We start from the raw sequence: 26,727 nt of genomic DNA on the forward strand, positions 1-26,727 counted from the left end.
TTTAGCCAACCTGTCCCATCAGCTCACGGGCTTCCGCCTGTTGCTGGTCATTACCTTCAGAGATCACTTCGTTGAGGATATCCTTGGCACCCTCAGAATCTCCCATGTCGATATAGGCTTTGGCCAGATCAAGCTTGGTGGCATTCTCATCGGTCTCGCCGAGGAAATCGAAGTCATCTTCATCTCCCAGCAGGTCATCGCTGGCGGGAGCTGGTGTGGCGACCTCCGCCACTGCAGGCTCAGGCTGAGTTTCCGGTTCGGAATCTTCCACCAGGCCGTTCAGATCCAGGGTAGGATCAGCCTCGGCAGCCGCATCCTCTTCCATAAAGCTGTCCAGATCCAGAGTCTCGTCTTCACTGTCGGCAGTGGAGGCAATGGATAGCTCTTCGTCGAGACCGCCATCAATATCCAGACCATCTTCGGATACCAGATCCTCAAGGGAGGCTTCCTCAGAGCCCGCTTCGTCCAGATCAAAAGCGGTAATATCATCCAGAGAGTCAGCGCCTGCTGAGGCTCCCAGCGACTTCTCTGCTTCATCAAGCTCGATATCCAGATCTGCCAGGGTATCATCGCTGGAAGCATCCGCTGCCGCATCGCCGCCGTCACCGTCCAGATCCAGATCATCCAGGGACAGATCAAGCTCATCTGGGGCGGAAGCGGTAGCCGAATCATCACCCATATCGGTGAATTCGGCGCTCATGTCATTCAGATCCAGATCACCATAATTGGTGTCACTGTCATCCAGAGTCGCACTGCTTACGTCATCCAGATTCAGAACCGGAGAGGCGCCCAGTGATTGACGGTCCGCATCAGACATTTCATCCGCGCTGTCGGCGCCATCATTCACGTCCAGAGAGAAATCAGCGCTATCCGCCTCGTCTTCATCCAGAATCAGCGTTTCGTCACCGCTAAGCTCATCGGAGCCATCCAGTTCGAAATCAAAGTCGCCGAGCTCATCTGCCACGCTTGCACGGCCAGCGGACTCCTGCTCAGGCTCTTCGCTGGTGTCGGTTTCCATGGTTGGGATGCTGGTTTCATCCAGATCGGAAGACAGGCCCATCTCCAGATCATCCAGAGACAGCTCATCATCAACAGCAGATGCCGGGGCGGCAGATACGTCACCGCCAAGACGGGCAATCGCCTCATCCACCGTGGGAGAAACACCCGCAAACGCAGTCACTTGCTGTCCGAAACCTGCGTCATCGTTGGTTTCTTTCAGCAACTCAAGCAAACGCACTTTCAGGTCGTCACGCTCAGGGTGCTTGTTAATTTCATTGCGCAGGAAATCGACGGCCTGAGGATAACGACCATAGGCAACATAGACTTCCACGTCTTCCATGGGGTCCAGATTGCTGTCCTGGGGTGCGTGACCGCTGTCGCCCTCAGAGTCGGCACCGTCCGAAGAGTCAGCCACATCATCTTCCAGATGAAGACCGAAGTCGTCCTGGCTTTCATCATCAAACTCATCAAACAGGGCGCCCTCTTCTACCGGCTCGTCATCCTGCTTCTTGCGGCGCAGCACCAAGAACACCAACAGCAGAATCGCCAGTGCACCCAACGCGATATACAGCAGGTTTTCCATCAACAGCTCGACAATACCTGCTTGCTGCTGGGGAGCCGGCTGCGGCTGTGCGGGCTCGGGTTTGACAACTTCAGGCGCTTCAGTCACTGCAACCGCAGCATCCTGGGCATCAGTCGCGTCAGCCTGCTCAGCCGCCTCGTCTTCCACTACCTGCGCTTCGCCTTCTGCATCTTCTGCGGCAAGCTCAGCTTCAAGACTGGTTTCTTCACCCATTGCGTCATCGCCAGCTTCAGCTGTAGACGCATCATCGCTGTTGGCATCCGCCACTGCCGCCTCATCGTCAGCGGACAGCTCGGGTTCACTGGCAGGTGCCTCAGAAATATCTTCGACCGGAGCAGTCAACGGATCGTCCGCTGGCGCTTCCACGCCCTGTGCTTCACGGAGCTTGCGCAGCTCTTCCTGTAGCTGGGTGATCTGGTCATTGCGCAGCTGCAGAAGCTGCTCACTGGTCTCGCTCTGGGATTCCAGATCGGCCAGACGGGATTTCAGTTCGGCATTTTCACGATCCAGCCGATCCAGATTTTCATCACGGATAGCCAGCTCATTTTCCAACACAGCCGTGTTGGCGGAACCCTGCTCAGCAGAGCCGGTGCTGTCTCCGTCCGCTACGCTGTCAGTCGATTCCGGCGCAACCAGCTTGACCTGACCGCTGCCTGGCCCCTGATCTTCAGTGTCTGAGTCAGCTACCTGGCGAGAGCCATCCAGCTGTGCGCGCTGCTGGGTAGGCACTTGCATGCCACGCTCTTCCAGCATGTCACGCCATTTACGGTTCTGGTCTGCGACCTCAACCAGAGCATTGCGTGTGGATACCGCACGCACCTCCTGCTCATTGGGGATACGCAGTACCGTACCTTCACGGACCAGATTCACGTTGTTATTGATGAAAGCATCCGGGTTCATTTCCTGAATCGCCACCAACATCTGCTGCACAGACACGCTGTTCGCAGGGCGGGTATTCAGGGCAACACGCCACATGGTGTCGGACGCTTTCACGGTATAGGTGTCGCGAGAACCGCTGCTGGCCGCACTCGGCTCAGGCGCAGTGTAGGTCTCGGCGGGTGCCGCCGGTGCCGGGGCAGGCGTAGGCTCAGGCTCATAAGTCGGGGCGGGCTGACTGCTGACTACCGGTGCCGGGGCGCGGGTAATGCTCGGCACAGACGTCGTTACGCTATCGGAAAAGCTGGGCGGGTCCAGCAATACCGTATATTCACGCATCAAACGGCCGGTGGGCCAGAGAAACTCAACAAGGAAATTCAGATAGGGTTCACGTACCGGTTGATCGGTGGTGACGCGCAAGATTGCATCATCCTTGCCGGTCATTTCCACCGAAAACGCAAGTCGGTTCAGAAAGTAACTGCGCTCAACACCAGCGGCATCAAATTCCGACTGCGGAGCCAGGTTAACCAGAATTTCCTCTGCGGACAGATCACCCACTTCGTGGAGGGAAACCTCCATGTCCAGAGGTTGGTTCAGGTAGGAGTTAAGTTCATATTCCCCAACCCCAAGAGCCACCGCCATTGCCGGCGTCATCATCGCCAGTGCGGTAAAGCCTAACCCAAGTTTTCGCAGCATGGTCGAACCCTTTATTTATTATGTTTCCCGCGCTCTGCCCCTTCCTCCGGGCGCTTCCGGACTAGCCCCAGGCGGCAAGCAGTTCCATGACACTATTTCCTCATTCTGCCCCCGGTTGGAAGCAAAACCTAGAAACCGCGTCACATAATGTCAGTAAGTATCCATTACAGATAGTCTTTTAGCAACTTCTCAACAATTTTCACCGCATTCAGGGCTGCCCCCCAGCGGACATTGTCGGCGACGCTAAAATAGCTTATCGCGCCGGTGCCTTCCATATCTTCACGGATGCGAGATACACAAACTGCCGGCTCCCCTTCTACCATGGCAACTGGCGACATCGCTTGAGGGTCATCATTTTCCTGCATAACAAGGTCTTGCAGCCCCTCCCAGACTGTCATTGCCTGCCCCGCGGTCAGGGGTTGAAGGGCCCGCACCGTCACGCTTTGTCCGTGGCCGTAAAACACCGGCACCCGCACCGTGGTTGCCAGGATCGACAGTGGCTGACCGGCCAGCACACGACGCGCTTCCAGCATCAGCTTCAGCTCTTCGCTGGAATAGCCGTTTTCCTGAACTTGCCCGCTTACCGGCAAGGCATTGAAGGCGATCTGTGCCCGTGCATCTTCGCTGGGGGTCATTCCATTGAGCAGCCGCACACTCTGCTGGGCAAGCTGGTCAATACCACTACGCCCGGTCGCTGATGCAGCCTGCAGCTGAGTCACCACCACCTCCTGGACAGGCGCCAGATCATTGAGGGGCTTGAGGAGCCGCAGTAACTGCACCGTACTGGCGTCCGCACAAGCGACAATATTGCTCTCGCGGGCCTGAGCCAGCAGCTCATCATTCACGTCCGCCACAATCAAGGGCACCGCTTCGTCGTAACGGTAGGCAGGCGACAGATCTACAACCAACACGCCGGCTTCGGCAGCCACTGGTGCCAGAGCCTGACTCGCGGGTGCTCCAGCGGCGAAAATAGCCACTTCCACTGTGGAGAAATCAAAGGATTCAGCCTCAGCAACCGTTAGCGAACGGCCGCCAAAGGCAATTCGTCCACCGGCACTGTTACCCGATGCCAGAACGTGAAGCTCGCCCACTGGAAACTTCCGCTCTTCCAGAAGCTTGACGATGGCCTCTCCGACCAGCCCCGTAGCACCCACAATGGCCAGATTGATTGTACGCATGACTTTCCTCTAGCTGTTGGCGGGGCCAAGCCTCCACCATGCCTTCGAGCATTTAATGAAAATCTGCTTCGGAAGCTGGTTACCCAGATCCAGAAACAGAAACGCGGGCTTGGCCAGTCTTTGACATGGCCAAGCCCGCGTTGCGCAGGTTCGCTAAACCGTCTCCGCTACTTAGCGCTCAAGCAGGATACGCAGCATGCGGCGCAACGGCTCGGCCGCCCCCCACAACAGCTGATCACCGACGGTAAAGGCATTAAGGAAATCATTGCCCATGTTCAACTTGCGCAGACGTCCAACAGGAATTCCAAGGGTACCCGTCACAGCGGTAGGGGTAAGATCACGCAGGGTGTCTTCCTTGTTGTTCGGCACCACCTTCACCCAGTCATTGGAACGGGCGATGATGTCATGGATCTCATCCATGGGAACATCCTTGGTCAGCTTCACCGTCAATGCCTGGGCATGACAGCGCATGGCTCCGATACGCACACAGGTACCATCCAGAGCAATCGGGTTAGCGGAGCGACCCAGAATCTTGTTGGTTTCGGCCTGGGCTTTCCACTCTTCCTTGCTCTGCCCATTTTCCATTTCCTTGTCGATCCATGGCAACAGAGAGCCCGCCAGGGAATGACCGAAATTAGCAGTAGGCAGATCGCCGCTACGCATGGTGGCAGCCACCTGACGATCGATATCCAGAATGGCACTGGCAGGATCTGCCAGCTTGTCCGCCACATCGCCGTGGATCTTGCCCATTTGCGCGATCAGCTCGCGCATGTTCTGGGCACCAGCACCGGAAGCAGCCTGATAGGTCTGGGAACTGGCCCACTCAACCAATCCCTCATTGAACAGGCCACCCAGCGCCATCAACATCAGGCTGACGGTACAGTTACCACCAACATAATCTTTGACGCCATTATCCAGCGCCTGGTCGATCACTTGACGGTTGACCGGATCCAATACGATGACGCTATTGTCCGCCATACGCAGTGTGGATGCCGCATCAATCCAATAACCATCCCAACCCGCCTCGCGCAGCTTGGGGTATACCTCGTTGGTGTAATCACCACCCTGACAGGTCACGATCACATCGAGACCTTTCAGTTCATCAATACTGGTGGCATCACCCAGCGCAGGAATGTCCTTGCCTACGTCCGGGCCAGCCTGACCGACCTGGGAGGTCGAGAAAAAGACCGGTTCGATATCTGCAAAATCATTTTCGGCAGTCATGCGCTCCATCAGTACGGAACCCACCATGCCACGCCAGCCGACAAAACCGACTTTCTTCATTGGAAACTTGTCTCCTGAAAGGATTGCCCTTTCTTTATCAGTGAATAAACGGGATAGCCTGGTTACGCGTTTGCCAGAGCCTCGGCAACGGCGCTACCCATTTCTTCTGTGCCCACTTTGCGAGTGCCCTCGGTATGGATATCCGCGGTACGCAGCCCCTTGTCCAGTACGGACTCCACCGCCGCCTCAATGGCGTCTGCCACATCACCACGCTCCAGGCTATAGCGCATCAGCATGGCCAGAGACATGATAGTGGCGAGCGGATTGGCAATGCCCTGCCCGGCAATATCCGGAGCAGAGCCATGACAAGGCTCGTACAGACCCTTGCGGTTCTCATCCAGAGACGCAGAGGGCAACATTCCAATGGAGCCGGTGAGCATGGCGGCTTCATCGGAGAGAATGTCACCAAACAGGTTGCCGGTGACAATCACATCAAACTGCTTCGGCGCACGCACCAGCTGCATGGCCGCGTTGTCCACATACATGTGCGACAACTCGATTTCCGGGTAATTCTTGGCTTCCTCGGTGACCACTTCTTTCCACAGCTCAGTCACTTCAAGCACGTTCGCCTTGTCCACGGACAGCACACGCTTGTCACGCTTCATGGCAAGCTCGAAAGCAACTTTGGCAATGCGGCGCATCTCGGACTCGGAATACACGTAGGTATTGAATCCAACACGCTCGCCGTTCTCTTCCTTGATGCCACGCGGCTGGCCGAAATAGATACCGCCAGTCAACTCACGCACGATCAGGATATCCAGCCCGGATACCACTTCCGGCTTGAGACTGGAGGCCTCAGCCAGTTGCGGGAACAGGATGGCAGGACGCAGGTTGGCGAACAGGCCAAGCGAAGAGCGCAGCCGCAGAAGGCCGCGCTCCGGGCGCTTGTCACGCTCAATGGCATCCCATTTCGGGCCACCAATGGAACCAAACAGAATGGCGTCCGCCGCGCGTGCCTTTGCAAGAGTACTTTCCGGTAGCGGGTCACCTTCCGCGTCCACCGCCGCGCCACCCACCAAGGCCTCATCCAGCTCCACCTCGAGACCAAACTTCTCTTTGGCAACGTTCAGCACTTTCACCGCTTCATTAACGATTTCCGGGCCGATACCATCGCCGGGCAACACCAGTACCTTGCTCATTAACTGCTTCCTGTTCTACTGCTCGCCCCTGAGGGCCTTAAAAGTTCTTGGTTTTCAGTACCGCATCCGGCGCACCGGCTTCGATCAGCTCGAGGGTGTAATCCTCTTTGCCATCCGCCGCCTTGATCCGCAGCTGATAGGTACCACTTGCTTCGAAGTCGTAACGGAACTTGCCAAAACGGAGGATACCGCCCTGATCCGCGAACACTTCAATGGCGTGCTTGCCGGCTTCCAGCTGCACAGAATCCGCCCCTGCCTGCTCGGAAATGCGCTCACCATCCACCTTGAACAGGGAGGCCTTTGCCTCACTGCTTAAAGGCATCTGCCAACCACCGCTTGCTGAATCATCCGCGGGTGCCGACAACTGGTTGTCTATGGCCAGCGTCGCCAGACCATCTCCACTGGGTGCATCGTATATTCCAGTTGATGCACATCCAGCCAGCACCAGCACCGAACACAACGACAAAATCCTTAACATAACGCCTCCTTGGAGTTTTCTTCTTTTAATATTCCCGGTCTTCCCCTACTGGAAGATCCAGGGCTCCTGCTCTGCGCGACGTTGCTCATAAGCCCGGATGGTATCTGCCTCATTCATGGTCAGGCCGATTTCATCCAGACCATTCAACAGACAGTGTTTACGGAATTCATCAATTTCAAACGCCAGCGGCTCGCCCTCTTCCGGGATAACCTGCTGATTTTCGAGATCAATGGTGATCCGAAACCCTTCCTTGCCAACAACCGCCTTGAACAGGGCTTCCACGTTATCTTCCGACAACACAATGGGCAACAGGCCATTCTTGAAGCAGTTGTTGTAGAAAATATCCGCAAAGCTTGGTGCGATAATGGCACGGAAACCAAAATCCATCAGCGCCCACGGCGCATGCTCACGACTGGAGCCACAACCAAAGTTACGTCGTGTCAGCAAAATGCTGGCGCCCTGGTAGCGGGGCAGATTCAGCACAAAATCGTCATTCAGGGGACGCTGGCTGTTGTCCTGCCCCGGAAAGCCTTCATCCAGGTAACGCCATTCATCAAACAGGTTCGGGCCGAACCCGGTCCGTTTAATGGACTTCAAGAACTGCTTTGGAATGATCTGGTCGGTATCCACGTTGGCACGATCCAGGGGCGCAACCAGACCATCAAGACGAACAAACTTTTCCATGATGTTTACTCCGTGCGGCCTCAGGCCTGTTCCAGTTCGCGAATGTCCACAAAATGCCCGGCTACTGCAGCCGCGGCAGCCATGGCAGGACTCACCAGATGGGTGCGACCACCATTACCCTGACGACCTTCAAAGTTGCGATTGGAAGTGGACGCACAGTGTTCACCGGGCTCCAGACGATCAGGGTTCATGGCCAGACACATGGAACACCCCGGTTCACGCCATTCGAAACCCGCCTCGACGAAGATCTTGTCCAGGCCTTCCTTCTCCGCCTGCTGCTTGACCAGGCCGGAACCTGGCACTACCAACACCTGCTTCACAGAGTCTGCCTTGCGGCGACCCTTCGCCACTTCCGCCGCCGCACGCAAGTCTTCGATACGGGAATTGGTGCAAGAGCCGATGAAGACGCGATCTACCTTGATGTCGGTGACGGGCATGCCCGGAGTCAGCCCCATGTATTCATAGGCACGCTGCATACCGGAACGCTTTACATCATCGGTTTCTGCGTCAGGATCAGGCAGATTGGCATCCACGGAAATGACCATCTCCGGACTGGTACCCCAGGACACCTGGGGACGGATATCCGCGGCATCGATGGTGATATCTTCATCAAAGACGGCATCATTGTCGGAAACCAGACCACGCCAGTATTCCACCGCCTTGTCCCAGTCCGCACCCTTCGGCGCAAACGGACGACCTTTGACATAGTCGATGGTCACATCATCCACAGCCACCATGCCCGCACGGGCACCCGCTTCAATGGACATGTTGCAGACCGTCATGCGGCCTTCCATAGACAGGCTGCGAATGGCTGAGCCTGCAAATTCCAGGGCATAGCCCGTGCCGCCTGCGGTGCCAATTACGCCAATAATGTGCAGCACCACGTCTTTGGCCGTGACGCCCGGCCCCAGGTCACCTTCCACGCTGACCCGCATATTCTTCATTTTCTTGGCAACCAGTGTCTGAGTGGCCAGCACATGCTCCACTTCACTGGTACCAATACCATGCGCCAGACACGCCAGAGCGCCGTTGGTGGAAGTATGAGAATCACCACACACCACTGTCATGCCGGGAACGACTGCGCCCTGCTCTGGCGCCATCACATGCACGATCCCCTGGCGGACATCGCCAATACCAAACTCGGTAATACCAAACTCTTTGGTATTCTCCTGCAGGGTCTGCACCTGGATGCGGGACGTCTCGTCCTTGATCTCAGCAGCGGACTTGAACGGCGTTGTCGGCACATTGTGGTCGATGGTCGCCACACTGGCGCTGGTACGCCATGGCTGACGCCCGGCCAGCCGCAAGCCTTCAAACGCCTGCGGCGAAGTCACTTCGTGAATGATCTGACGATCGATATAAATCAGGGCGGAACCATCCTCACGCTCGGTCACGAGGTGAGCATTCCACAACTTGTCATAGAGCGTTTTGCCGGCCATCTCATTCTCCCTGGGCCTAAAGGGGCCACTACTGGCTGAGACCTGAAAAATCATCTGGTCTATCACTGGTTATTAATGTAGGGTTCGCTGATCAATAAATCCAATTCATATTTTTCATTTTTAAGATAACCAATTATTATCCCCGACAGAGACCAATCAGGATCCCTGGGAATGATAGACACGCCGACCCTCACCGCCTTTATGGCCGTCGCCGAAACCGGCTCTTTCTCTGCCGCTGCAGAACGCCTGTATATCACTCAACCGGCTATCAGCAAGCGCATCGCCCTACTCGAGCAACAACTGGATGCCAGACTGTTTGACCGGGTTGGACGACAGATCAAGCTCACCGAAGCGGGCAGCGCCCTGCTACCTCGCGCCCGGCAAGTACTGATGGATGTGGAAGACATGGCGCGTGCAATCCATGATCTGTCCGGCGAGGTATCCGGCAAGCTACGCATTGGCACCAGCCACCATATCGGTTTGCACCGGCTACCCCCAGTGCTACGGCAGTTCTCGCGGGACTACCCCAAGGTCACGCTCGATATCCATTTCATTGATTCAGAAGAAGCCTGGGAAGGCGTGCTGCACGGGGAACTGGAAATGGGCGTGGTCACCCTGCCCCCGCAACCGGATGATCGTCTGCACAGCGAGGTTATCTGGCAGGATCCGCTGGTCTTTATGTGCGCGCCAGAACATCCTCTGGCCAAACAGGAGAATCTGACCCTGGAGGCACTTACCGGCCACAGTGCCATTCTCCCTTCACCGGTCACCTTTACTCGTGGCATCGTTGAAAGGCTGTTTGACGAGCATAACCTGAAGCTCGACATCGCCATGTCGACCAACTACCTGGAAACCATCCACATGATGGTGTCTATCGGGCTTGGCTGGAGTGTACTGCCGGCCACCATGGTGGACAGCGGCGTTGTTCAACTTCCGGTGGATGCGCCGCTGCCGGAAAGGCAACTCGGCGTTGTCACCCACCCAGCGCGCAGCCAGTCAAATGCCGCCCAGGCGTTCTTGCGCGCATTACTTCAATCCTGATTTTCTCCGGACAGAAAACAGCCCGCTTTCGCGGGCTGCATATCTGACAAAGCCGGCTCACCCCCTGACCACTCAACGTGACCGGGTTACCCTGCCCATCACCATGATCGTCGCGGACAATAATGCCACTGCTGCAGCCGCCAAAAACAGACGCTCCCCCCAGTATGGCCACAGCACACCCGACAAGGCAGCACCCGCCGCCCACCCAGCCCCGAAGCCGAGACTGGAATACAGAGCTTGCCCCTGGCCTGCCAGCCGCTCCCCAAACTGACGATGAACCCAGGCAATACTGGCCGCATGAAAGCTGCCAAAGGTGGCGGCATGAAGACACTGGGCCAACAGCAGCCAATGCAGCGAATCCCCACACAAACCGATGATCAGCCAGCGAAGGGAGGCCAGCAGAAGACTGCCGGTCAGAATCCAGGGCAAGGAAAAACGCCGCATCAACTGGTGCATAACCAGAAACAACCCTACTTCAGCAAGCACCCCCAATGCCCACAGGCCGCCGGTCACCAGCTTGCTGAAGCCCATCTCCTCAAGATGAATGCTGTAAAAGGTGTAATAGGGCCCATGGGACATCTGCATCAGGAACGATGCCAACAGAAACAGACACACTTCGCGCCGAACCAGCGTAGCCAGCAAAGAAGGAGGGGCCGACTCCTCATGATTTTCCACCGACTTACCCGCTGGCAAAGTCAGGGTTCCTATCCACAACAGCCACAACAACCCGCTCAGTACCCAGGGCAGCAACCCTGTTCCCATCCGGTCCAGAACCTCGCCCAACAACAGCACCGAGATGATAAAGCCCACTGATCCCCACAGCCGCACATGACTGTAACGATGGGCCTGCTTCCCCAGCGACTGCAGGGTAAGCACCTCAAACTGTGCCAGCACCGCATTCCAGAAAAAGCTGAACGCAATCAGCAGGAACGCCATGTTCCAGAAGGTATCGATCCAGAACACCGGCAGGAAAGCCAATGCTGCCATCAGGTTGCCAGCACGGATAATGCGCAGGCGTTGACCACTCCGGTCTGCCAGCCACCCCCATAAGTTAGGGGCACCCACTTTCGTCAACTGAGGAATGGCCATCAGCGCGCCAATGGCCGCTGCGCTAAAGCCAAGATCTTTCAGATACAGGGACCAGTAAGGCACCAAGGTGCCCAGCAGCCCGAAATAGAAGAAGTAAAACCCGGAGAGTCGCCAGTAGTAGGGTAAAGGCGACGCCCTCTCAGTGAGAGGGCGCTCGGTCACGCCTGCCCCGGAATCGGCGGGAAGGGAACCTCAACATCGGCATTCTGGCCACGATGGCGCAGATAATGATCCATCAACACCAGTGCCAGCATGGCTTCGGCAATCGGTGTTGCACGCACACCAACACAAGGATCATGACGGCCCTTGGTCACCACCTCGGAAAGCTCACCTTGCAGATTGATGCTCTTGCCAGGAATCAGGATGCTGGAGGTAGGCTTGAGCGCCATGGCCACCCGAATCGGTTGGCCGGAACTGATACCCCCCAGCACACCGCCAGAGTGATTGCTGAGGAAACCGTCCGGCGTCATTTCATCACGATGCTGCTCACCGCGCTGATTCACCACCTCGAAACCGTCTCCCACTTCCACCCCTTTAACCGCATTGATGGACATCATGGCCTTGGCCAGATCCGCATCAATACGGTCAAACACGGGCTCACCCCATCCCGGCGGTACTCCTTCGGCAAACACTTCCACGCGTGCGCCAATGGAGGAACCATCCTTGCGCAGAGCATTGATCAGACTTTCCAGCGCTTCAACCTTGCCTGCGTCCGGGAAAAAGAACGGGTTACTGTTCACCACGGACCAATCAAATTGCTCGGCCTTCACCGGACCAATCTGGGTGCAACCGCCGTAAATCCTGATTCCGAGCCTGCTTTCCAGGAATTTACGGGCGATGGCACCGGCCGCCACACGCATGGCCGTTTCCCGCGCAGAGGAGCGGCCACCGCCACGGTAATCACGGAAACCATACTTCTGGGTATAGGTATAATCGGCATGACCAGGGCGGAAAGTACCGGCGATATTGGAATAGTCCTTGGACTTCTGATCGGTATTCTCGATCAGCAAGCCGATAGAGGTGCCCGTGGTCTTCCCCTCGAACACCCCGGACAGAATCTTCACCTGATCCGGTTCCCGGCGCTGGGTGGTGTATTTGCTGGTGCCAGGCTTGCGGCGATCCAGCTCCACCTGCAGGTCTTCCTCACTGATTTCAAGGCCCGGAGGACACCCATCCACGATAGCCCCCAGGGCCAGACCGTGACTTTCACCAAAGGTAGTGATGCGAAAGCGCTCACCAAAACTGTTGCCGGACATGCGACTCCTCAACCGGTCAGGCGACCGTGTCTACTCGACGATTCTCAAACTTAAAACGCGCTGCGGTATTCTAGCAGCTGTTGGCGGGTAAGCATGAACACACCATGCCCTCCCCGCTCAAATTCAAACCAGAAGAACGGCACTTCAGGCCATTCCGCCATCATCGCTTCCATGCTGTTACCCACTTCCACGATTAATACACCCTGCTCACTCAGGTGGTCCGGCGCGTCCCGCAACAGGCGACGGGTAAAGTCCAGACCATCATCACCTGAGGCCAGCGCCAATTCCGGCTCGTGCCGGTATTCGTCAGGAAGGCCAGCCATATCCATCGCATCCACATAGGGAGGATTGGACACGATCAGGTCATAAGGGCCATTCACCGACGCCAGACCATCAGACAGCAATGCCTGCACCTGCCCTTCTGCGCCATGCCGGGCAATATTTTCCGAGAATACCGCCAGCGCATCCTCACTGATATCACTGCCATCAACGCGAGCATGTTCAAACGCGTAGGCACAAGCGATAGCGATACAACCACTCCCGGTACAAAGATCCAGCACCGCATTGACCTGTTCAGGATCCACCCAGGGCGTAAAGGACTGTTCGATCAACTCGGCCAGAGGAGAGCGGGGAATCAACACCCGCTCATCGACCTTGAACGGCAACCCGCAAAACCAGGCTTCACCGGTGAGATAAGGCACCGGGACACGATCATTGATACGTCGCATCAATAGATCCACAAACGCCTCTGTCTCGCTGGGCAACAGGCGCGCATCAAGGATACGGGGGTCACTGTTCATTGGCAGGGCCAGCACGTGCATCAGCAGCGCCAGCGCCTCATCCCAGGGATCATCACTGCCATGGCCAAAGAAAACCTGCCCGGCACGCAGGCGAGACTCGCCAAAACGCAGGCAATCACGCAGGGTTTTCAGCGACGTTACAGCTTCATTCTTCAAGGCCGCAGTGATCAAGGCCATTCTCCATTTAAAAAAACACCGGTCAGCGGCGCTGAAGATTAGCACAAAATCCTGTATAAGAGTCTGTCCCAACGCTTAACGGGGTGCTTCATGAGCGCTGCAGTCAAGGTATACCAGGAAGACGGCTTCACCATGGTCGATATCAAGAATGGCACTATGGTGGATATGGCTCTGGAGCTGTCTATCTATCGCCAGCGCCATACGCTGTTTGGCCAACACCATCAGGAAAAACAACTGGCAATCTATTTTGGCCGTATTGAAGGGCTGGATTTCGGCGCCTCCCGCTATGCCTGCGGAGCTGATTTTGCCTCTATTACGGAAGCCAAGGTGCTGGTGCTAGAGAGCGCGCTGAATCGCACCTATGCAAACATGATGCTGCAAATGAACAAGCCGGCCTTCCCGGTCTACACCTGTACCAGCATCAAACTGGCACGCGCCCTGCTCCGTGAAAAGCACCCAAGGGCCTCGGTATGAGCAAAGCAACCTGGCTGCTAAAAACAGAGCCCGACGTATTCAGCATTCATGATCTTGAAGGCGCAGCAAATCAGACCGCTGGCTGGGATGGTGTGCGCAATTACCAGGCCCGCAACCGACTTCGTGACGAGATTCAGGAAGGTGACCGGGTACTCATTTACCATTCCAGCTGTGCCAAACCTGCCATTGTTGGCGAAGCCATTGTTACTCGCGCGGCCTACCCTGACCCAACCCAATTCCTGCCGGAACACCCGGCTTATGATGCCCGCAGCAGCCGCGAGGCTCCACGCTGGTACCAGATTGACGTCCGCTTTGTGAGGCATTACAGCAACCCTGTCACCCTTTCACAGCTAAAACAGGATGCCGAATTTGCCGACATGGAACTGGTTGTTCGACCCCGACTCTCTGTCCAGAAAGTCTCCGAAAGGCAGTACACGCTAGTCCTTTCCCTGTGCCAGCCTATGGATGTTTCTGCATAGTGCATTGTGTGCACCAAAAATATTTGGTGCACCAACTGCGAGCACTGGCTAGTAATAAAGAACTAAGATCTTCAACAAAACCCAGCATTCTGAGCCTTGGCATAACCGTTGCAGTAGCCCTCTCGTCCTTCCAGAAACGAATTGGGTTCACACATGAAACTGCGCTGCAGATCTACCCTTGCCTTGCTCGCCATTCCGGGCTTTGCCCAAGCCGATACGTTGACTGCGACCGATACCGTATGGATCGCGATTGCTGCGGCACTGGTGTTCTTCATGCAGGCCGGCTTCGCCCTGCTGGAAAGCGGCCTGAGTCGCGCGAAGAATGCCCTGAATGTGGTCATGAAAAATTACATGGATCTCTGTGTCGGCACACTGGTTTTCTGGGCCGTGGGCTTCGGCCTGATGTTTGGCAGCAACCCTTCCGGCTGGTTTGGCGAAGACCAATTCCTGCTTGACCAGGCTGATCACAGCACCTGGGCCATGCTGATGTTCCAGATCATGTTTGCCGCCACCGCCGCTACCATCGCGTCCGGCGCAATGGCAGAACGCACGCGTTATGCGGGTTACCTGTGCGGTGCCATCCTTATTACCGGCGTTATCTACCCGCTTTACGGCAGCTGGGCATGGAACAGCAATGGTTGGCTCGCCCAACTTGGCTTTATCGATTTCGCTGGCTCTACGGTGGTCCACAGCATCGGTGGCTGGTGCGCACTGGCTGGCATCATGGTGGTTGGCCCACGCCTGGGGCGATTCGACAAGCAAGGGAAACCGCGGGCCATCCCAGGCCACAATCTGTCCTACGTGGCACTGGGCGGATTTATCCTCTGGTTCGGCTGGTTCGGCTTTAACGGCGGCTCCACCCTTTCAGCCAGTGTCGATATCGCCAAGGTGAACCTCAATACCCAGCTGGCTGCAGCAGCTGGCGCCGTCGGCAGCACCCTGCTTCGGCTGATGAGACGCCGTGCCGTGCTGCTCACCGAAACGGTTAATGGCAGCCTGGCCGGTCTGGTTGCTGTCACCGCAGGCTGCGCAGTCATGTCCCCGGCCTTTGCTGTCCTGACCGGGCTGATCGCCGGGGCCCTGGCCGCCGGGGGAGCGCGCTTGTTATTGGCCTTGCGTCTGGATGACGTTGTCGGTGCAGTCCCCGTACACGCCTTTGCTGGTGCTTGGGGCACGCTGGCCGCGGGACTCTTCTTTGAAGGCGATCTGTTCAACCCGGAACGCATCACCGTGCAACTGCTAGGTATCGTTGTTGCGTTTTGCTGGGCATTCTTCACTGCATTGATCATGTATCTGGGCGTGGCCATTTTCGCCGGACTCCGTGCACCGGCCATTCATGAACAGCGCGGCCTGGACCTGAGTGAGCATGATGAAACCGGCTACCCCGAGTTCCCCCAGAACAGCCTCTATAACGCTGAAATGACCAGTCAGGCGGAGGCGCGTCAATGAGCCAGGAACTCCAGCGTCGCCGCAGAGCTATCGTTACCGGCCTCACACCGTATATGAACGAGGCCGTGCTGATGGAGGCCATCAGTCACTGGCAGCAGCATTACTCTGAACGTCCCCGCTACTCACTGCAGGGTTACGTCAGTGACCTGTGCAAGCTGTTTGACCTGGGCGAAAGGCGCCACCACATTCATATGAGTCTGGTACAGGCCATGTCCATGTCCGAGCAGGAACTGGCCAGCGATCCCCTCTCGGCAAACCACAGCCACGCAGAGCAGAGTCATCCTTACACTGCCTCCCTGCAAAGGCTCCTTGAATGTCTGTGGGAAAACCTGGCTCCCGCTGTTGCCTCCCAGCTGAGGCTGGATATGATCGCCATGTTGCGCGGCCGCGCCATCACTCCAGAAACAAGACTGACCATGGAACACTGGCTGCAGTCCCCTGGCAGAACGCTGGGAGGACTGCCTCTGGAGGTATTACGTCAGCAATTGAATAATGCCTATGTACTGTTATGTGAGCGGCTGGGCCCGGTTGACGCAGATACACATTTGAAAAACGCTTATAACATGGCTCGCCGTCAACCAGGCATGGAGTCTGCACTCAAAAAGCTGATGTGAAATTGTCTCTTGGCCCACTGCCCCGGCAGCTCAGATAAGGTAGGCTGTCACGGATAACCGAATCATCCGGACATGTTCTCCATCACGGTCGTCATGCGGTAAGCACCACAGCCAGGACAGCATGATCGGGGCAGAATTTCCCTCATCAAGAATAAAGACAGGGACAGGGGTCGCCATGAAGCTTCATCATCAGATTTTCCTCGCCATGCTGGCGGGTGCCGGCATCGGCGCCATCACTGGCGAACACAGCACGCTGTTTGGCGTGTCCGTGCTCGCCGGCTTTGATCTCGTCGGAAGCCTGTTCATCAATGCGTTGAAGATGCTGGTGGTTCCCCTGATCGTCACCGCTATTATTTCCGGCATGGTCGGTGTTGGCGGCGGGGATAATCTGGGCCGCATGGGAGTGAAAACCGTCTTTTTCTATATGAGCACATCGCTGGTGGCCATTCTTATCGGCTTGATGCTGGTCAATCTGCTGACCCCCGGCATTATTGATGGAGAACCCGCCAGAAACCTTCTTGGACTATCGGCTGAAACCGATAATGTTCTGGCAAAAATTGAAGGACGCGGAGCCGGTGATTTCACCGAAATTCTACGCCAGATGCTCCCCCCCAACCTGATTGCGGCAGCGGCCAACGGCCAGATGCTGGGCCTGATCGTGTTCGCACTGCTTTTTGGTTTTTATCTACGCACAGAGAAAGGCTCAGCAGGGGAAACCCTGCGGCAGATGATCGACGGGATCTATCAGGTGATGATCCGCATCACCATGCTGATCATCCGTTTCACCCCCATTGGGGTCTTCGCGTTGATTGCAGCGACAGTCACCCGTACAGGCATGGATGCCATCGAACCGCTGGCCTGGTTTTTCCTTACCGTGCTACTGGCACTGTTTGCTCATGCATTCGTGTTCATGCCTGCACTGATCCTGTTACTGGGCAAACGTTCGCCGATACGACACATTCAAGCCATGATGCCGGCATTGCTGACCGCGTTTTCCTCCGCCAGCTCGGCCGCCACCCTCCCTCTTACCATGGAATGTGTTCAGGATCGTGCCGGCGTGTCGCGCAAGACCAGCAGTTTTGTCCTGCCCCTGGGCGCCACCGTAAATATGGACGGTACCGCGCTGTATGAGTGTGTCGCGGCAATTTTTATTGCCCAAGCCTATGGCATGGATCTGTCATTCGGGATGCAATTCATGATTGTGGTGACCGCCCTGCTGACGTCGATCGGCGTTGCCAGCATTCCTGCAGCATCGCTGGTAGCGATCACCGTGATTCTGGCGGCCATTGGTTTGCCTGCGGAGGCTATCGGGCTGATTCTGGTCACCGACCGTATTCTGGATATGTGCAGAACCGCGGTAAACATCTGGGGGGATAGCGTGGTGACGGTACTGCTGGCGCGCAGTGAAGGTGAGGAACAGGTACTATCCCTGCCCGTAAATGAAATGGAAGCACGGGCAGCAGAGGCTGCCCGTGAACACCATCAAGCGGTAAACTGATCCAGATCCTTTTTCAGGCCTACCGCGCTACTGCAAATGACCGGTACCATCATGGCAAAAGCCAACAGTGCGGAAAACAGGGTTTCGCTGCTCTGGGAAAGGCCCGATACCAGGACAATGGCACAGAATACCGCCGCGACCAGGGCAACAACATCTTTGAAAATCTGCATGTAAGACGCCATTGGAATGACTCCTTTCGTTAGGTTGTGAACACATGTTAACTTAACACGGTCACATGTCAACACTTGTTCACATAAATATTTTGCTACCCCGGATCGGGGTTTCGGAGCCTTTTTGAAACACGCGCCAGTCCTGTTGATTCATCACGGTGACACCCCGCTTGGGGAGGCACTGGCGCACCTCGCCTGTGAACACTATCGTGTGGCTATCAGCGGCGATGATTCGCACCGTGCCAATCAGCTCTGTGCGCAGCTGCATGCGAGCGGCAAGGAAGCCATGTTCCTTGAGACCCGGACAGGTGAAGGCCAGGATCACCGCCGGAATATGGACAGAATCTTGCGGCGCTGGCAGCAGCTTGATGTGGTCATCAACCTGCCCCGCCATGTCAGTGTGGGCCCCTTCGAAGCGATTTCCTCCAACCAGTGGCAACGCCACATACAAACGCAGCTCATGGATACCGTAAATCTTTGCCAGAGCAGCATTGCCGCCCTACGGCATCAGCAAGCCGGCAGGATACTTAACGTCATCGTGGAATACGGCCTGCTGCCCTCCCCCATGACCAGCTGTCAAAGCGCCATGGGTGCGGCCATCAAGGCATTGGGAAGCAGCCTGTATGCAGAACTGCATGACAGCGGGATCACCGTTTCCACGGTGGCTATCCCGCTAATTGCTGAAAATAGCGAGCAGATTGAAGCCAGCGACCCACTTAGCGCAGCCCGTTTCCAGCGCCACGCCAGCCAGGCCAAAGCCAGTATTGATGAAGTGGCGGGAGCGATCTTCAATGCCATCGGCTGTGACCGCAGCCTGCAGATCAGCACACCGGAGATACAAAGCCAGTGGCGCCGCATGCGCTGGTTTCGACACCGCTGGGAAGAAGCCATTAAACAACTGGGAAAGCGTTACCGCCCACGTTAAAACGCCTCAGCAACGCTCCTGAACATAACGCAACGTCTGCCGATAGTCCCCGGCAAGGGCATCATCAACCTTGTCCGCCAGTAACGCGACCAGCTTCTTGCCCACGATGGGCACCGAAGACGAGACCTCGACCTCCGTACACTGTATCGCGTGATCCTCACCATCACGACTCAACACCATTTTCCCCGCCACGGTTACTGGTACATTCCCCAGCTGAAAGCGATAGCGAGCCTGATAACCAGAACCATCACCGAGAGGCGTCCACAGGAACTCTGTCAGCAAGTCTGCCTGTTCAGGGAGAAAGCGCCTGGCAAAACCGGGGATCTTGTCAGAGCGGAACTTTACCGGCTGAAAAATTTTCAGCAGTAGCCCTTCAGCAGTTTGTTCGAAACCTTCGAACCGGTAATCGTTTACCTTGCCCCACTGAAATCGCTGCTCAAAAAAATCCTTGCTGGTAATAATCTCGTATAACTTCTCTACACTGACCGGATATTCCCGGTCGACTTTCACTTTCATGCTCTCTCCCGCCCAGATGAAGCCTGCTGCATCAGTTTCAACAACGGCATCAACTGTCGTTTCAAATCGGGCAGCGCATTAACAACAACACGCTGCTTGCCTGCCTTGATCAACCCCAGAGCCTGCTCAATTCCCATAACAGGTACGTTCTTGTCGACCGGCGACATCTCATCTTCATCCCCCACCACAGCGCCCGCTCCGGCTTGCTGGGCACGCTTCATGTAGCCTTCGAGCACCGCCTGCAAGGCTCCAGGTGTCGTTTTGCTGTCTACACCAGGACTGTGCAGCACCACATTAATCGGCAACCGCTGCGGCTTGCCGCGATGCTGGAATGCCAGCTTTTCGCATACCTTGAGCGCCCTCTCCACAAAGCGGCGTGCTCCCTCGATATCGGCAGAGGGCAGTAACACCGTAAATTGCGACACCTTGGTACGAGCCAGCGAATCTTCCTTGCGAACCACACCCTGAAGCAACTGCGCCAGCTTCATCAGAACCATATCCGCTCGGCGCTTTCCAAGCTGTATGAAAAGTTGATTGAATTGGTAAATTTCCAGTTGCACTACAGACAGAGCCGTTTTTTGCCGGGTGGACAATGCCAGCTCCTGCCCCAGGCGATGCACGAAATAACGGTGATTCCCCACTCGCGTCAGAGGGTCCACCATGGCCTGGCGTGCTAATTCCTTGCGCTCCTGCTGGTAATTGGCATGGGCTCGGGCACGAGCCAGCAAGTCAGTAGAGTTAAACGGCTTGCTGATAAAATCCGTACCGCCCATACTCAGGGCCCGAGTGCGTGCCTGATCATCGTTTTCCGCACCGGTGACAATGATCACAGGAAGCTTGGCGATGCCTTCATCCTGGCTATTACGAATTTTTTCCAGCAAGGCATAGCCATCCATCTCCGGCATGGCCAGATCGGAGAACACCACACTATAGTCCGGGTTATTGCCAATCATGGCCCAGGCCTCAGCGCCATTTTCGGCCACATCGACACGAAACTCCCTGCCCAGCATCTTGTCCGCAGCCAATCGCATGACCTTTGAGTCGTCTACGAAAAGCAGCAATGCCTTTTCTTTGTTATCCATGCTGCTCCAACTGTTTCATCGCTACAGATTCAGCTCCCTTGGGACCTGGATTACGCCCTCGCGCATAGCCATACAATCGCGAACTACGCTGACAGAAATCACCACGAACAATTGCAGGAAGGTAATGCTGGTTGAGTAAATGCCCGGTACGACCGGAGAGGCAGTAAACCGTGCCCGCCGTACTGTCCAGATGGGCAAGAATGCCTACCTCAGCCAGGTAGTCTCTGCCATTGGCGAAATGCTCCACATAAGGCACTGGATGCCCCGCTGCAAGAGTCAGCTGTGGATCAATTTCCAGGCTGTCTGCCACGCCGCCAATGCAATAGATTTCCAGCTTGCGGACCAGATGCCGGGTGGTGGCATTGCGCAGCAGTTTACGAACGATATAACTGGCCACGATGGTGCCTTGAGAATGGCAGACCAAGACCACCTGATCCTGTTTTTCCAGGGCATCAATGAGCACATTGAGTGCCGGCCGTGACAGTTTGCCGTCCTTGCGCAAAGTACGTGCGGTAATGGATTCCGCCACATCGCGCACAATTCCCCAGGTTGGGGTATGAATCAGGGTAATGGGCCGCTGAAAATGACGGGCCAATTCACTGGCGTTTAATAACGCCACAGGAGGAGCCGTTCCCATTCCATTAATAAAAAACCAACGGGAATTTTCTGCTTCTCTGGCCATTCTCGGGGGATGGCAAACCAGCGACCCCTGACTGATGGACTCACGGGTCGCGGGCACCACCAGCTGCAACAGTGATACCAACGCATCACTGGTACTCGAATAGGAAGACAAGGACATTTCAGAACGCGCACCGGGTTCCTTTCCGAAAGGAACAAACATACGCGGCAGATCAGAAGCATGGGAAAGCACTAACCGCAGATCGCGACGAATCGAAGAGCGGTTATCCACCACTCGACGCAGCCATTGTCGGGTACGATGCAGCATGCTCTATTCCTGGGTTGATGGCCGACCGGTGTAATTGGCCGACTACGACATACGGCTTACATTACGTCCATCCTGACTATTTTGCTAGTCCACCCGGCTGGCTTTATGTGCCTATAACCGCTTTTAAATCAGCCGGTTGTGAAGTCAACCTAAGAAAGTGATTAAACTTTGATCGGCCAACTGCCCAAATCAGCGGATGTATGGTGCCAGTGAGCATTGCCGGAGCGAGGGGCATATGTGAGGTTTACCCTGGATATGCCCGTTTGCACTGATGCGCGAAAAAAGAGGGGTAACCGCTACTTGGCGGCAAAAAAAGGCGATCGGGGAATAGCAATTGAATATCAGTATCAGCAAACCCTACCTACACCATCTTACCGGTAGGAGCGGCGGTTCCGCCGCGATGCGCCGAGCCATGATTGAAACGCTGCTTCTCGCTCGAACCACCGCTTCCGCAGACTGAGGATGGGTTTTGGCGTTGGCACCCGAAGACCGACTTCAGACGCCCGGCAAATCTACCTTCCCGCTAACCCGCGGCGCACCCCCAAAAAAACAGGTCTGCCATTCGGGAACGACAGACCTGACCAGGAGGATGTTGCAGGGGTATCAGATGAAGTACATCAGCAGCCATTCTGCTGCCAAGGCTGGCTTTTCTTCACCTTCAATTTCCACATTAAATGCAAACTTGAGCAGCCACTGCCCTTCACGCTTCTCGGTGGCTTCCATCAGGGTAGCCACGGCCCGCACACGCTTGCCCACTTTGACCGGAGCCATAAAGCGCAGCTTGTCGAAACCGTAATTCATGGCCATTTTCATGCCTTTGGGCATCAGGAAACCGTCAATGGTGCTCTGCAGGTAAGGCAGCAGGGAAAGTGTCAGGTAACCGTGGGCGATGGTGGAACCGAAAGGGGTATTCTTGGCTTGTTCTGGATCAACATGGATGAACTGATGATCCAGCGTGGCGTCGGCAAACGCGTTGATTCGATCCTGATCAATTTCAAACCAGTCAGATGCACCCAGTTCCTTGCCAATATATTCGGCCAGTGATGCTGCCTCTACCACTTTCATTGTTGTACTCCTCGAATGCGTTTTTCGTCAGCTTAACGAGGAGCAGTCCTACAACACCATGACACATTGAGCAGAGGGACCATCAGCGCTGATGCTTTTGGTCAGTAGTGCATCAGGTTGCAGAAAGGAACCGGCTAATGGTCTTCGCCACTTCCTCAGGGACCTCCATATGCAGGTGATGCCGGCCTGCAAGGCGTACCACTTCCACCGACCTCAACCACGCCACCCGGTGGTCAAACATGCCATTACCGCCCATGCCTTGCTCACCAAGAATGAGACAAACCGGAGCCTCAATCGCTCGGATGAAACCTTCCACCTGGGCTTCACTGAGACGTAATGACGAGGTCAGACGCAAACGACTGTCCGCACGCCAGGTCCACCCCCCGTCTACCGGCATTAATCCGCGCTCCACCAGTAACGCAGATGCGTCATGGCTCAGACCGCCAAATCCGCGGGTACGCGCCTCCACGGCATCCGCAATGTCCGGGTACACGGGCTTCTTCTTGTTCGCCAGTGCCGCCATATCATCAATGGCCTTGCGTAAAGTCAGAGCAACCTCGCCGGACTCCGTTGTTGGAGGTCCCAGTCCCTCAATCAGCACCAGTCGGGACACACGCTCGGGGAAGGTTGCCGCGAACAAACAGGCAATCCCCGCACCCATGGAATGCCCCATTAACGTAAACCGTTGCCAGCCAAGCAAATCCGCTACGACCTTCACATCCCGGACATGGTCTACCAGATGGGTAGCCACCTCATTTGGGCGATGCTGGGAATGACCATGCCCGGAAAAATCCAGCGCCACCAAAGGCCTCCCCAGCCGTTCTGACAGCGGGACATAAGACGCCGCATTATCCAACCAGCCATGTAGCGCCAGGATCGGCTCCCCCTCTCCCTCCCATTGCAGCGCGGTCAAGGTTTGGCCGTAAACCTGAAACTGGATCTCTTTCGGCTTCATCATGCAGCTTCCTGTGCCGACAACTGCGCCAGCAATTCCTCACACAGGGCCAGAGTTTCCTCAGGCTTTTCCAGCGGATACATGTGGCTGCCCTCAGCAATACGATGAATCATGTGATGACGCCGGGCTATTCGCCGTGCGCTATGCAGGAAAGGAGAAGGAGACCGTCTACCAGTCACAATCGCCGCCGGTATCTTCAACTTGGGCATGCGAGTTGCCGCAGTGGGGGTTTCGCGAAAAATCGCCACTTCTGTCTCCGGACGAAAACGTAGCCGCCAACCTCCCTCCCAGGACTCCAGCCCCGCTTTCAGGTAATCCTGAAGACAGCGCGGATCAAAGGCTCGAAACAACCCTCGGGAGCTGAAATAGCTCTCCACCGCCTGCCAATCCGGCCAAAAGTCCAGCCGCCCCTGGCTCTTGCCCGCAGGGGTAACCTTGTCTATCTGACCCAGCGTCTTTGCCAGATTGATCATGACGCCCTGCCAACCATTCATCATTGGAGGATCCAGCATCAACAAGGCAGAAAACCACTCAGGCCGACGCTGAGCGACCAAGTACATCAACACCGAACCCAGCGAATGGCCCATACCGACAATAGGTTTGGGTAGAGGTGCCAGCTCAGCCTCCAGCTCCAGGCTCAGGCTATGCCACTGGGCGTCCACCGGGTAGTCAGGGTTGTGACCAACCCGATCCACGACATGCAGCTGGTAGCGGGCTTCAAGCGGAGCCAGAAAGGTATCGTAACTATGGCCAGGGATGCCGTTGGCATGGGCAAATACCAGCCAGGGCTTTTCTGTGGACATGACAGACATGAACTCTCCCGGTAAAACAAAGCCAGACAAGAGAAACATCATAGCCAAGAGTATTGACCCCCATCCATGTCCAATAACGCCACTTCGCGGCCTGCCAAGGACAATGCTTCGTGTACAATGCGGACACCAAGGAGGCCTTATGACCCTGATTTCTTTTAACATCAACGGTATTCGTGCGCGTCTGCACCAGCTGCAGGCCGTGATCGACAAGTATCAGCCGGCCCTGATCGGCCTGCAGGAAACCAAGGTTCATGACCCGGAGTTTCCCGAACAAGCGGTTCGTGACATGGGTTACCACCCCTACTATCACGGCCAGAAAGGCCACTACGGTGTTGCCCTTATTACCCGTGAGCCACTGGAAAACGTGCAGTACGGCTTCCCGAATGACGGCGAAGAAGCTCAGCGGCGCATGATTATCGGCACCCTGCGCAACAATGACGGCACCACCACCACTGTTCTCAACGGCTACTTCCCGCAGGGTGAAAACCGCGAACACCCGACCAAGTTCCCGGCCAAAAAGAAGTTCTATGAAGACCTTCAGGACTATCTTGAGCAAACCCACCATTCAGACCAGCAGATTGTGGTGATGGGCGATTTCAACATCTCCTCCACCGACCTGGATATCGGCATCGGTGAAGCCAACCGCAAGCGCTGGCTGCGCGAAGGCAAAACCAGCTTCTTGCCAGAGGAGCGTGAATGGTGGGATCGCCTGCTGGGCTGGGGACTGACCGATACGTTCCGTCATCAGAACCCGGATACCGACGACATCTTTAGCTGGTTTGACTACCGTTCCAAGGGGTTTGAACGTGAACCGCGCCGCGGTTTGCGTATCGACACACTGCTGGCCACCGCGCCGCTGATGGAAAAACTCAAGCACACAGGTGTGGACTATGAACTCAGGGCCATGGAGAAACCCTCTGATCACTGTCCCGTTTGGGCCAACTTCACATCATGAAGATCAAACTGCACCCCGAAAAGCTGAGGCCCAATCTTGATACCCTCGGGTTCCTGATTGATCTTTTCATGATCACACTGGTGATAGCCAACCTGGCTTTGATCCTGTTCGACTGGCTTTTTCAGGTGCAGCCTTTCCAGCAACTGCTGGCTGAGCAGCTGCCCGCTTTCCATCAGTTTTATCGTGACACTGTCCACGCTGATTTTCTGTTTTACGACCTGTGCTTTGTCGCCGTCTATCTGACCGAATTCACCCTGCGCTGGATCGTTGCCATTGCCAGAAAGACCTACCATCGCTGGTTCTTCTACCCTTTCGCACACTGGTATGACCTGCTCGGCTGCATCCCGGTGGGCAGTTTCCGCTGGTTGCGGATACTGCGGGTGGTCAATCTGCTGTTCCGCCTGCAGCGCATGGGTATCATCGACCTGTCACAAACCTGGTTAGGGCAAACCCTGCTCAAGTATTACAACATCGTGGTGGAGGAAATATCGGACCGCGTGGTCATCAATGTACTCAGCGGTGCCCAACGTGAGGTGGGAGGCGGCAGCCCGTTATTGCATCGCATAGAGCATCAGGTTCTCGCCCCGCGACAGGAAAGACTGGTCCGGTTTGTTGCCGATAGAATTGCCGCCGCCACCCGGAAGACCCATAGCGAATACCGGGATGAGCTGGCCGGGTATTTTGCCCATCTCACCGATGAAGCCATTACCCGCACCCAGGCAGGACGACGCCTGGCGGCAATCCCGGTCGCCGGTCCCCGAGCCATCGCTTTGCTCGGCGATGCAGTCAGGGAAACTGGCAGTGCCTTCGTCGATCAGCTGGTAGAAGACCTGGCCTCACCCGCCAACCGCCCGCAACTGGAGCAATTGCTGCACGATGTGCTCGGCGCGGCCCGGGGGGATGGAGAGCAACTCGATGAACTGCTGCGGGATACGCTGCTGGATATCCTCGAGCAGATCAAACAACAGGTAGCCGTTCAGCAGTGGAAACTGGAAGAACAGGGCGAAGACCTTCAGAATTAATACTGATATCATTGATGAACGTCGGGAGCCTCTGAATGACGCCTTG

The 26,727-nt window shown here is 56.1% G+C and carries 26 protein-coding genes; 9 read left to right on the top strand and 17 right to left on the bottom strand.

From position 1 onward, the window contains the following. Position 1: 1 nt before the first annotated feature. The 7 genes from Y5S_RS17670 to leuC form a co-directional block, all read right to left on the bottom strand. Positions 2-3,154 carry a FimV/HubP family polar landmark protein gene (locus tag Y5S_RS17670; protein WP_197055178.1) on the bottom strand — a complete coding sequence of 1,051 codons (3,153 nt, stop codon included), beginning with the start codon at positions 3,152-3,154 and terminating at the stop codon, positions 2-4. A 164-nt stretch (positions 3,155-3,318) separates the two neighbouring features. Then, positions 3,319-4,332: an aspartate-semialdehyde dehydrogenase gene (locus tag Y5S_RS17675; RefSeq protein ID WP_035234951.1), complete on the bottom strand. Its 1,014-nt coding sequence runs from the start codon at positions 4,330-4,332 to the stop codon at positions 3,319-3,321. A gap of 171 nt (positions 4,333-4,503) precedes the next feature. After that, a complete protein-coding gene (gene asd / locus Y5S_RS17680) occupies positions 4,504-5,616 on the bottom strand; it encodes an aspartate-semialdehyde dehydrogenase (protein ID WP_035234952.1) in 1,113 nt (370 codons plus the stop codon). A gap of 62 nt (positions 5,617-5,678) precedes the next feature. Next, positions 5,679-6,755 (bottom strand): 3-isopropylmalate dehydrogenase, encoded by a 1,077-nt coding sequence (gene leuB / locus Y5S_RS17685; protein WP_035234953.1) that lies wholly within the window; start codon positions 6,753-6,755, stop codon positions 5,679-5,681. 37 nt (positions 6,756-6,792) lie between these two features. Further along, entirely contained in the window at positions 6,793-7,233 is a 441-nt protein-coding gene (locus tag Y5S_RS17690) for a hypothetical protein (RefSeq protein WP_035234954.1), read from the bottom strand. Positions 7,234-7,278: 45 nt separating this feature from the next. Then, complete coding sequence (gene leuD, locus Y5S_RS17695) at positions 7,279-7,917, bottom strand: 3-isopropylmalate dehydratase small subunit (RefSeq protein ID WP_035234955.1); 639 nt, start codon at positions 7,915-7,917, stop codon at positions 7,279-7,281. A 20-nt stretch (positions 7,918-7,937) separates the two neighbouring features. After that, positions 7,938-9,356 carry a 3-isopropylmalate dehydratase large subunit gene (gene leuC / locus Y5S_RS17700; RefSeq protein WP_035234956.1) on the bottom strand — a complete coding sequence of 473 codons (1,419 nt, stop codon included), beginning with the start codon at positions 9,354-9,356 and terminating at the stop codon, positions 7,938-7,940. 171 nt (positions 9,357-9,527) lie between these two features. Here leuC and Y5S_RS17705 point away from each other — a divergent pair, with 171 nt between their 5' ends. Continuing rightward, entirely contained in the window at positions 9,528-10,397 is an 870-nt protein-coding gene (locus Y5S_RS17705) for a LysR family transcriptional regulator (RefSeq protein ID WP_081939824.1), read from the top strand. 72 nt (positions 10,398-10,469) lie between these two features. Here the strand turns inward: Y5S_RS17705 and Y5S_RS17710 are convergent, their stop codons facing one another. The 3 genes from Y5S_RS17710 to prmB are packed head-to-tail and all read right to left on the bottom strand — an operon-like array spanning position 10,470 to position 13,719. Beyond that, a complete protein-coding gene (locus tag Y5S_RS17710; RefSeq protein ID WP_035234957.1) occupies positions 10,470-11,648 on the bottom strand; it encodes an MFS transporter in 1,179 nt (392 codons plus the stop codon). Then, the gene (gene aroC, locus Y5S_RS17715) at positions 11,645-12,742 is read right to left on the bottom strand and encodes a chorismate synthase (RefSeq protein WP_035234958.1); all 1,098 of its coding nucleotides are present in this window, start codon (positions 12,740-12,742) and stop codon (positions 11,645-11,647) included. The genes Y5S_RS17710 and aroC overlap by 4 nt, the downstream gene beginning before the upstream one ends. Positions 12,743-12,792: 50 nt before the next feature. Then, positions 12,793-13,719 (bottom strand): 50S ribosomal protein L3 N(5)-glutamine methyltransferase, encoded by a 927-nt coding sequence (gene prmB, locus Y5S_RS17720; RefSeq protein ID WP_035234959.1) that lies wholly within the window; start codon positions 13,717-13,719, stop codon positions 12,793-12,795. Between the two features lie 90 nt (positions 13,720-13,809). On the opposite strand from prmB, the gene Y5S_RS17725 reads away from it, so the two are divergent. From Y5S_RS17725 to Y5S_RS17745, 5 genes are all read left to right on the top strand, one after another. After that, positions 13,810-14,193, top strand: a complete 384-nt coding sequence (locus tag Y5S_RS17725; protein ID WP_035234960.1) for a DUF7793 family protein — start codon at positions 13,810-13,812, stop codon at positions 14,191-14,193. Then, entirely contained in the window at positions 14,190-14,672 is a 483-nt protein-coding gene (locus Y5S_RS17730; RefSeq protein WP_035234961.1) for an EVE domain-containing protein, read from the top strand. Before Y5S_RS17725 ends, Y5S_RS17730 begins: the two co-directional genes overlap by 4 nt. 153 nt (positions 14,673-14,825) lie before the next feature. Then, on the top strand, positions 14,826-16,121 hold the full coding sequence (locus Y5S_RS17735) for an ammonium transporter (RefSeq protein ID WP_035234962.1): 1,296 nt from the start codon (positions 14,826-14,828) through the stop codon (positions 16,119-16,121). Further along, a complete protein-coding gene (locus Y5S_RS17740; RefSeq protein WP_035234963.1) occupies positions 16,118-16,735 on the top strand; it encodes a hypothetical protein in 618 nt (205 codons plus the stop codon). Before Y5S_RS17735 ends, Y5S_RS17740 begins: the two co-directional genes overlap by 4 nt. Positions 16,736-16,910: 175 nt before the next feature. Beyond that, on the top strand, positions 16,911-18,233 hold the full coding sequence (locus Y5S_RS17745; RefSeq protein WP_052041697.1) for a dicarboxylate/amino acid:cation symporter: 1,323 nt from the start codon (positions 16,911-16,913) through the stop codon (positions 18,231-18,233). Here the strand turns inward: Y5S_RS17745 and Y5S_RS17750 are convergent. Next, on the bottom strand, positions 18,218-18,415 hold the full coding sequence (locus tag Y5S_RS17750; protein WP_035234964.1) for a hypothetical protein: 198 nt from the start codon (positions 18,413-18,415) through the stop codon (positions 18,218-18,220). The two genes, Y5S_RS17745 and Y5S_RS17750, sit on opposite strands and share 16 nt — an antisense overlap. Before the next feature lie 112 nt (positions 18,416-18,527). On the opposite strand from Y5S_RS17750, the gene Y5S_RS17755 reads away from it, so the two are divergent. Continuing rightward, complete coding sequence (locus Y5S_RS17755; RefSeq protein WP_035234965.1) at positions 18,528-19,328, top strand: SDR family NAD(P)-dependent oxidoreductase; 801 nt, start codon at positions 18,528-18,530, stop codon at positions 19,326-19,328. Positions 19,329-19,334: 6 nt separating this feature from the next. Here the strand turns inward: Y5S_RS17755 and Y5S_RS17760 are convergent, their stop codons facing one another. From Y5S_RS17760 to Y5S_RS17785, 6 genes are all read right to left on the bottom strand, one after another. Continuing rightward, positions 19,335-19,844: a DUF2505 domain-containing protein gene (locus Y5S_RS17760; RefSeq protein ID WP_035234966.1), complete on the bottom strand. Its 510-nt coding sequence runs from the start codon at positions 19,842-19,844 to the stop codon at positions 19,335-19,337. Further along, the gene (locus Y5S_RS17765) at positions 19,841-20,926 is read right to left on the bottom strand and encodes a GGDEF domain-containing response regulator (protein ID WP_035234967.1); all 1,086 of its coding nucleotides are present in this window, start codon (positions 20,924-20,926) and stop codon (positions 19,841-19,843) included. The genes Y5S_RS17760 and Y5S_RS17765 overlap by 4 nt, the downstream gene beginning before the upstream one ends. Further along, positions 20,919-21,872, bottom strand: a complete 954-nt coding sequence (locus Y5S_RS17770; RefSeq protein WP_035234968.1) for an alpha/beta hydrolase — start codon at positions 21,870-21,872, stop codon at positions 20,919-20,921. The genes Y5S_RS17765 and Y5S_RS17770 overlap by 8 nt, the downstream gene beginning before the upstream one ends. 603 nt (positions 21,873-22,475) lie before the next feature. Beyond that, positions 22,476-22,937, bottom strand: a complete 462-nt coding sequence (locus tag Y5S_RS17775; RefSeq protein ID WP_035234969.1) for a MaoC family dehydratase — start codon at positions 22,935-22,937, stop codon at positions 22,476-22,478. A gap of 112 nt (positions 22,938-23,049) precedes the next feature. Further along, positions 23,050-23,895, bottom strand: a complete 846-nt coding sequence (locus Y5S_RS17780) for an alpha/beta fold hydrolase (protein WP_035234970.1) — start codon at positions 23,893-23,895, stop codon at positions 23,050-23,052. Beyond that, positions 23,892-24,704: an alpha/beta fold hydrolase gene (locus tag Y5S_RS17785; RefSeq protein WP_035234971.1), complete on the bottom strand. Its 813-nt coding sequence runs from the start codon at positions 24,702-24,704 to the stop codon at positions 23,892-23,894. The genes Y5S_RS17780 and Y5S_RS17785 overlap by 4 nt, the downstream gene beginning before the upstream one ends. 139 nt (positions 24,705-24,843) lie before the next feature. On the opposite strand from Y5S_RS17785, the gene xthA reads away from it, so the two are divergent. Beyond that, positions 24,844-25,659, top strand: a complete 816-nt coding sequence (gene xthA, locus Y5S_RS17790; protein ID WP_035234972.1) for an exodeoxyribonuclease III — start codon at positions 24,844-24,846, stop codon at positions 25,657-25,659. Continuing rightward, on the top strand, positions 25,656-26,681 hold the full coding sequence (locus Y5S_RS17795; protein WP_035234985.1) for an ion transporter: 1,026 nt from the start codon (positions 25,656-25,658) through the stop codon (positions 26,679-26,681). Before xthA ends, Y5S_RS17795 begins: the two co-directional genes overlap by 4 nt. The last annotated feature ends 46 nt before the right edge of the window (positions 26,682-26,727 follow it).

It is taken from the genome of Alcanivorax nanhaiticus, from assembly GCF_000756665.1.
Taxonomy (GTDB): domain Bacteria; phylum Pseudomonadota; class Gammaproteobacteria; order Pseudomonadales; family Alcanivoracaceae; genus Alcanivorax; species Alcanivorax nanhaiticus.

Bases quoted from the DNA above. Each gene is read 5' to 3' on its own strand.
- Y5S_RS17670 (WP_197055178.1), bottom strand. From the start codon at position 3,154: ATGCTGCGAAAACTTGGGTTAGGCTTTACCGCACTGGCGATGATGACG.
- Y5S_RS17675 (WP_035234951.1), bottom strand. From the start codon at position 4,332: ATGCGTACAATCAATCTGGCCATTGTGGGTGCTACGGGGCTGGTCGGA.
- asd (WP_035234952.1), bottom strand. From the start codon at position 5,616: ATGAAGAAAGTCGGTTTTGTCGGCTGGCGTGGCATGGTGGGTTCCGTA.
- leuB (WP_035234953.1), bottom strand. From the start codon at position 6,755: ATGAGCAAGGTACTGGTGTTGCCCGGCGATGGTATCGGCCCGGAAATC.
- Y5S_RS17690 (WP_035234954.1), bottom strand. From the start codon at position 7,233: ATGTTAAGGATTTTGTCGTTGTGTTCGGTGCTGGTGCTGGCTGGATGT.
- leuD (WP_035234955.1), bottom strand. From the start codon at position 7,917: ATGGAAAAGTTTGTTCGTCTTGATGGTCTGGTTGCGCCCCTGGATCGT.
- leuC (WP_035234956.1), bottom strand. From the start codon at position 9,356: ATGGCCGGCAAAACGCTCTATGACAAGTTGTGGAATGCTCACCTCGTG.
- Y5S_RS17705 (WP_081939824.1), top strand. From the start codon at position 9,528: ATGATAGACACGCCGACCCTCACCGCCTTTATGGCCGTCGCCGAAACC.
- aroC (WP_035234958.1), bottom strand. From the start codon at position 12,742: ATGTCCGGCAACAGTTTTGGTGAGCGCTTTCGCATCACTACCTTTGGT.
- prmB (WP_035234959.1), bottom strand. From the start codon at position 13,719: ATGGCCTTGATCACTGCGGCCTTGAAGAATGAAGCTGTAACGTCGCTG.
- Y5S_RS17725 (WP_035234960.1), top strand. From the start codon at position 13,810: ATGAGCGCTGCAGTCAAGGTATACCAGGAAGACGGCTTCACCATGGTC.
- Y5S_RS17730 (WP_035234961.1), top strand. From the start codon at position 14,190: ATGAGCAAAGCAACCTGGCTGCTAAAAACAGAGCCCGACGTATTCAGC.
- Y5S_RS17735 (WP_035234962.1), top strand. From the start codon at position 14,826: ATGAAACTGCGCTGCAGATCTACCCTTGCCTTGCTCGCCATTCCGGGC.
- Y5S_RS17740 (WP_035234963.1), top strand. From the start codon at position 16,118: ATGAGCCAGGAACTCCAGCGTCGCCGCAGAGCTATCGTTACCGGCCTC.
- Y5S_RS17745 (WP_052041697.1), top strand. From the start codon at position 16,911: ATGAAGCTTCATCATCAGATTTTCCTCGCCATGCTGGCGGGTGCCGGC.
- Y5S_RS17750 (WP_035234964.1), bottom strand. From the start codon at position 18,415: ATGGCGTCTTACATGCAGATTTTCAAAGATGTTGTTGCCCTGGTCGCG.
- Y5S_RS17760 (WP_035234966.1), bottom strand. From the start codon at position 19,844: ATGAAAGTGAAAGTCGACCGGGAATATCCGGTCAGTGTAGAGAAGTTA.
- Y5S_RS17765 (WP_035234967.1), bottom strand. From the start codon at position 20,926: ATGGATAACAAAGAAAAGGCATTGCTGCTTTTCGTAGACGACTCAAAG.
- Y5S_RS17770 (WP_035234968.1), bottom strand. From the start codon at position 21,872: ATGCTGCATCGTACCCGACAATGGCTGCGTCGAGTGGTGGATAACCGC.
- Y5S_RS17775 (WP_035234969.1), bottom strand. From the start codon at position 22,937: ATGAAAGTGGTAGAGGCAGCATCACTGGCCGAATATATTGGCAAGGAA.
- Y5S_RS17780 (WP_035234970.1), bottom strand. From the start codon at position 23,895: ATGATGAAGCCGAAAGAGATCCAGTTTCAGGTTTACGGCCAAACCTTG.
- Y5S_RS17785 (WP_035234971.1), bottom strand. From the start codon at position 24,704: ATGTCTGTCATGTCCACAGAAAAGCCCTGGCTGGTATTTGCCCATGCC.
- xthA (WP_035234972.1), top strand. From the start codon at position 24,844: ATGACCCTGATTTCTTTTAACATCAACGGTATTCGTGCGCGTCTGCAC.
- Y5S_RS17795 (WP_035234985.1), top strand. From the start codon at position 25,656: ATGAAGATCAAACTGCACCCCGAAAAGCTGAGGCCCAATCTTGATACC.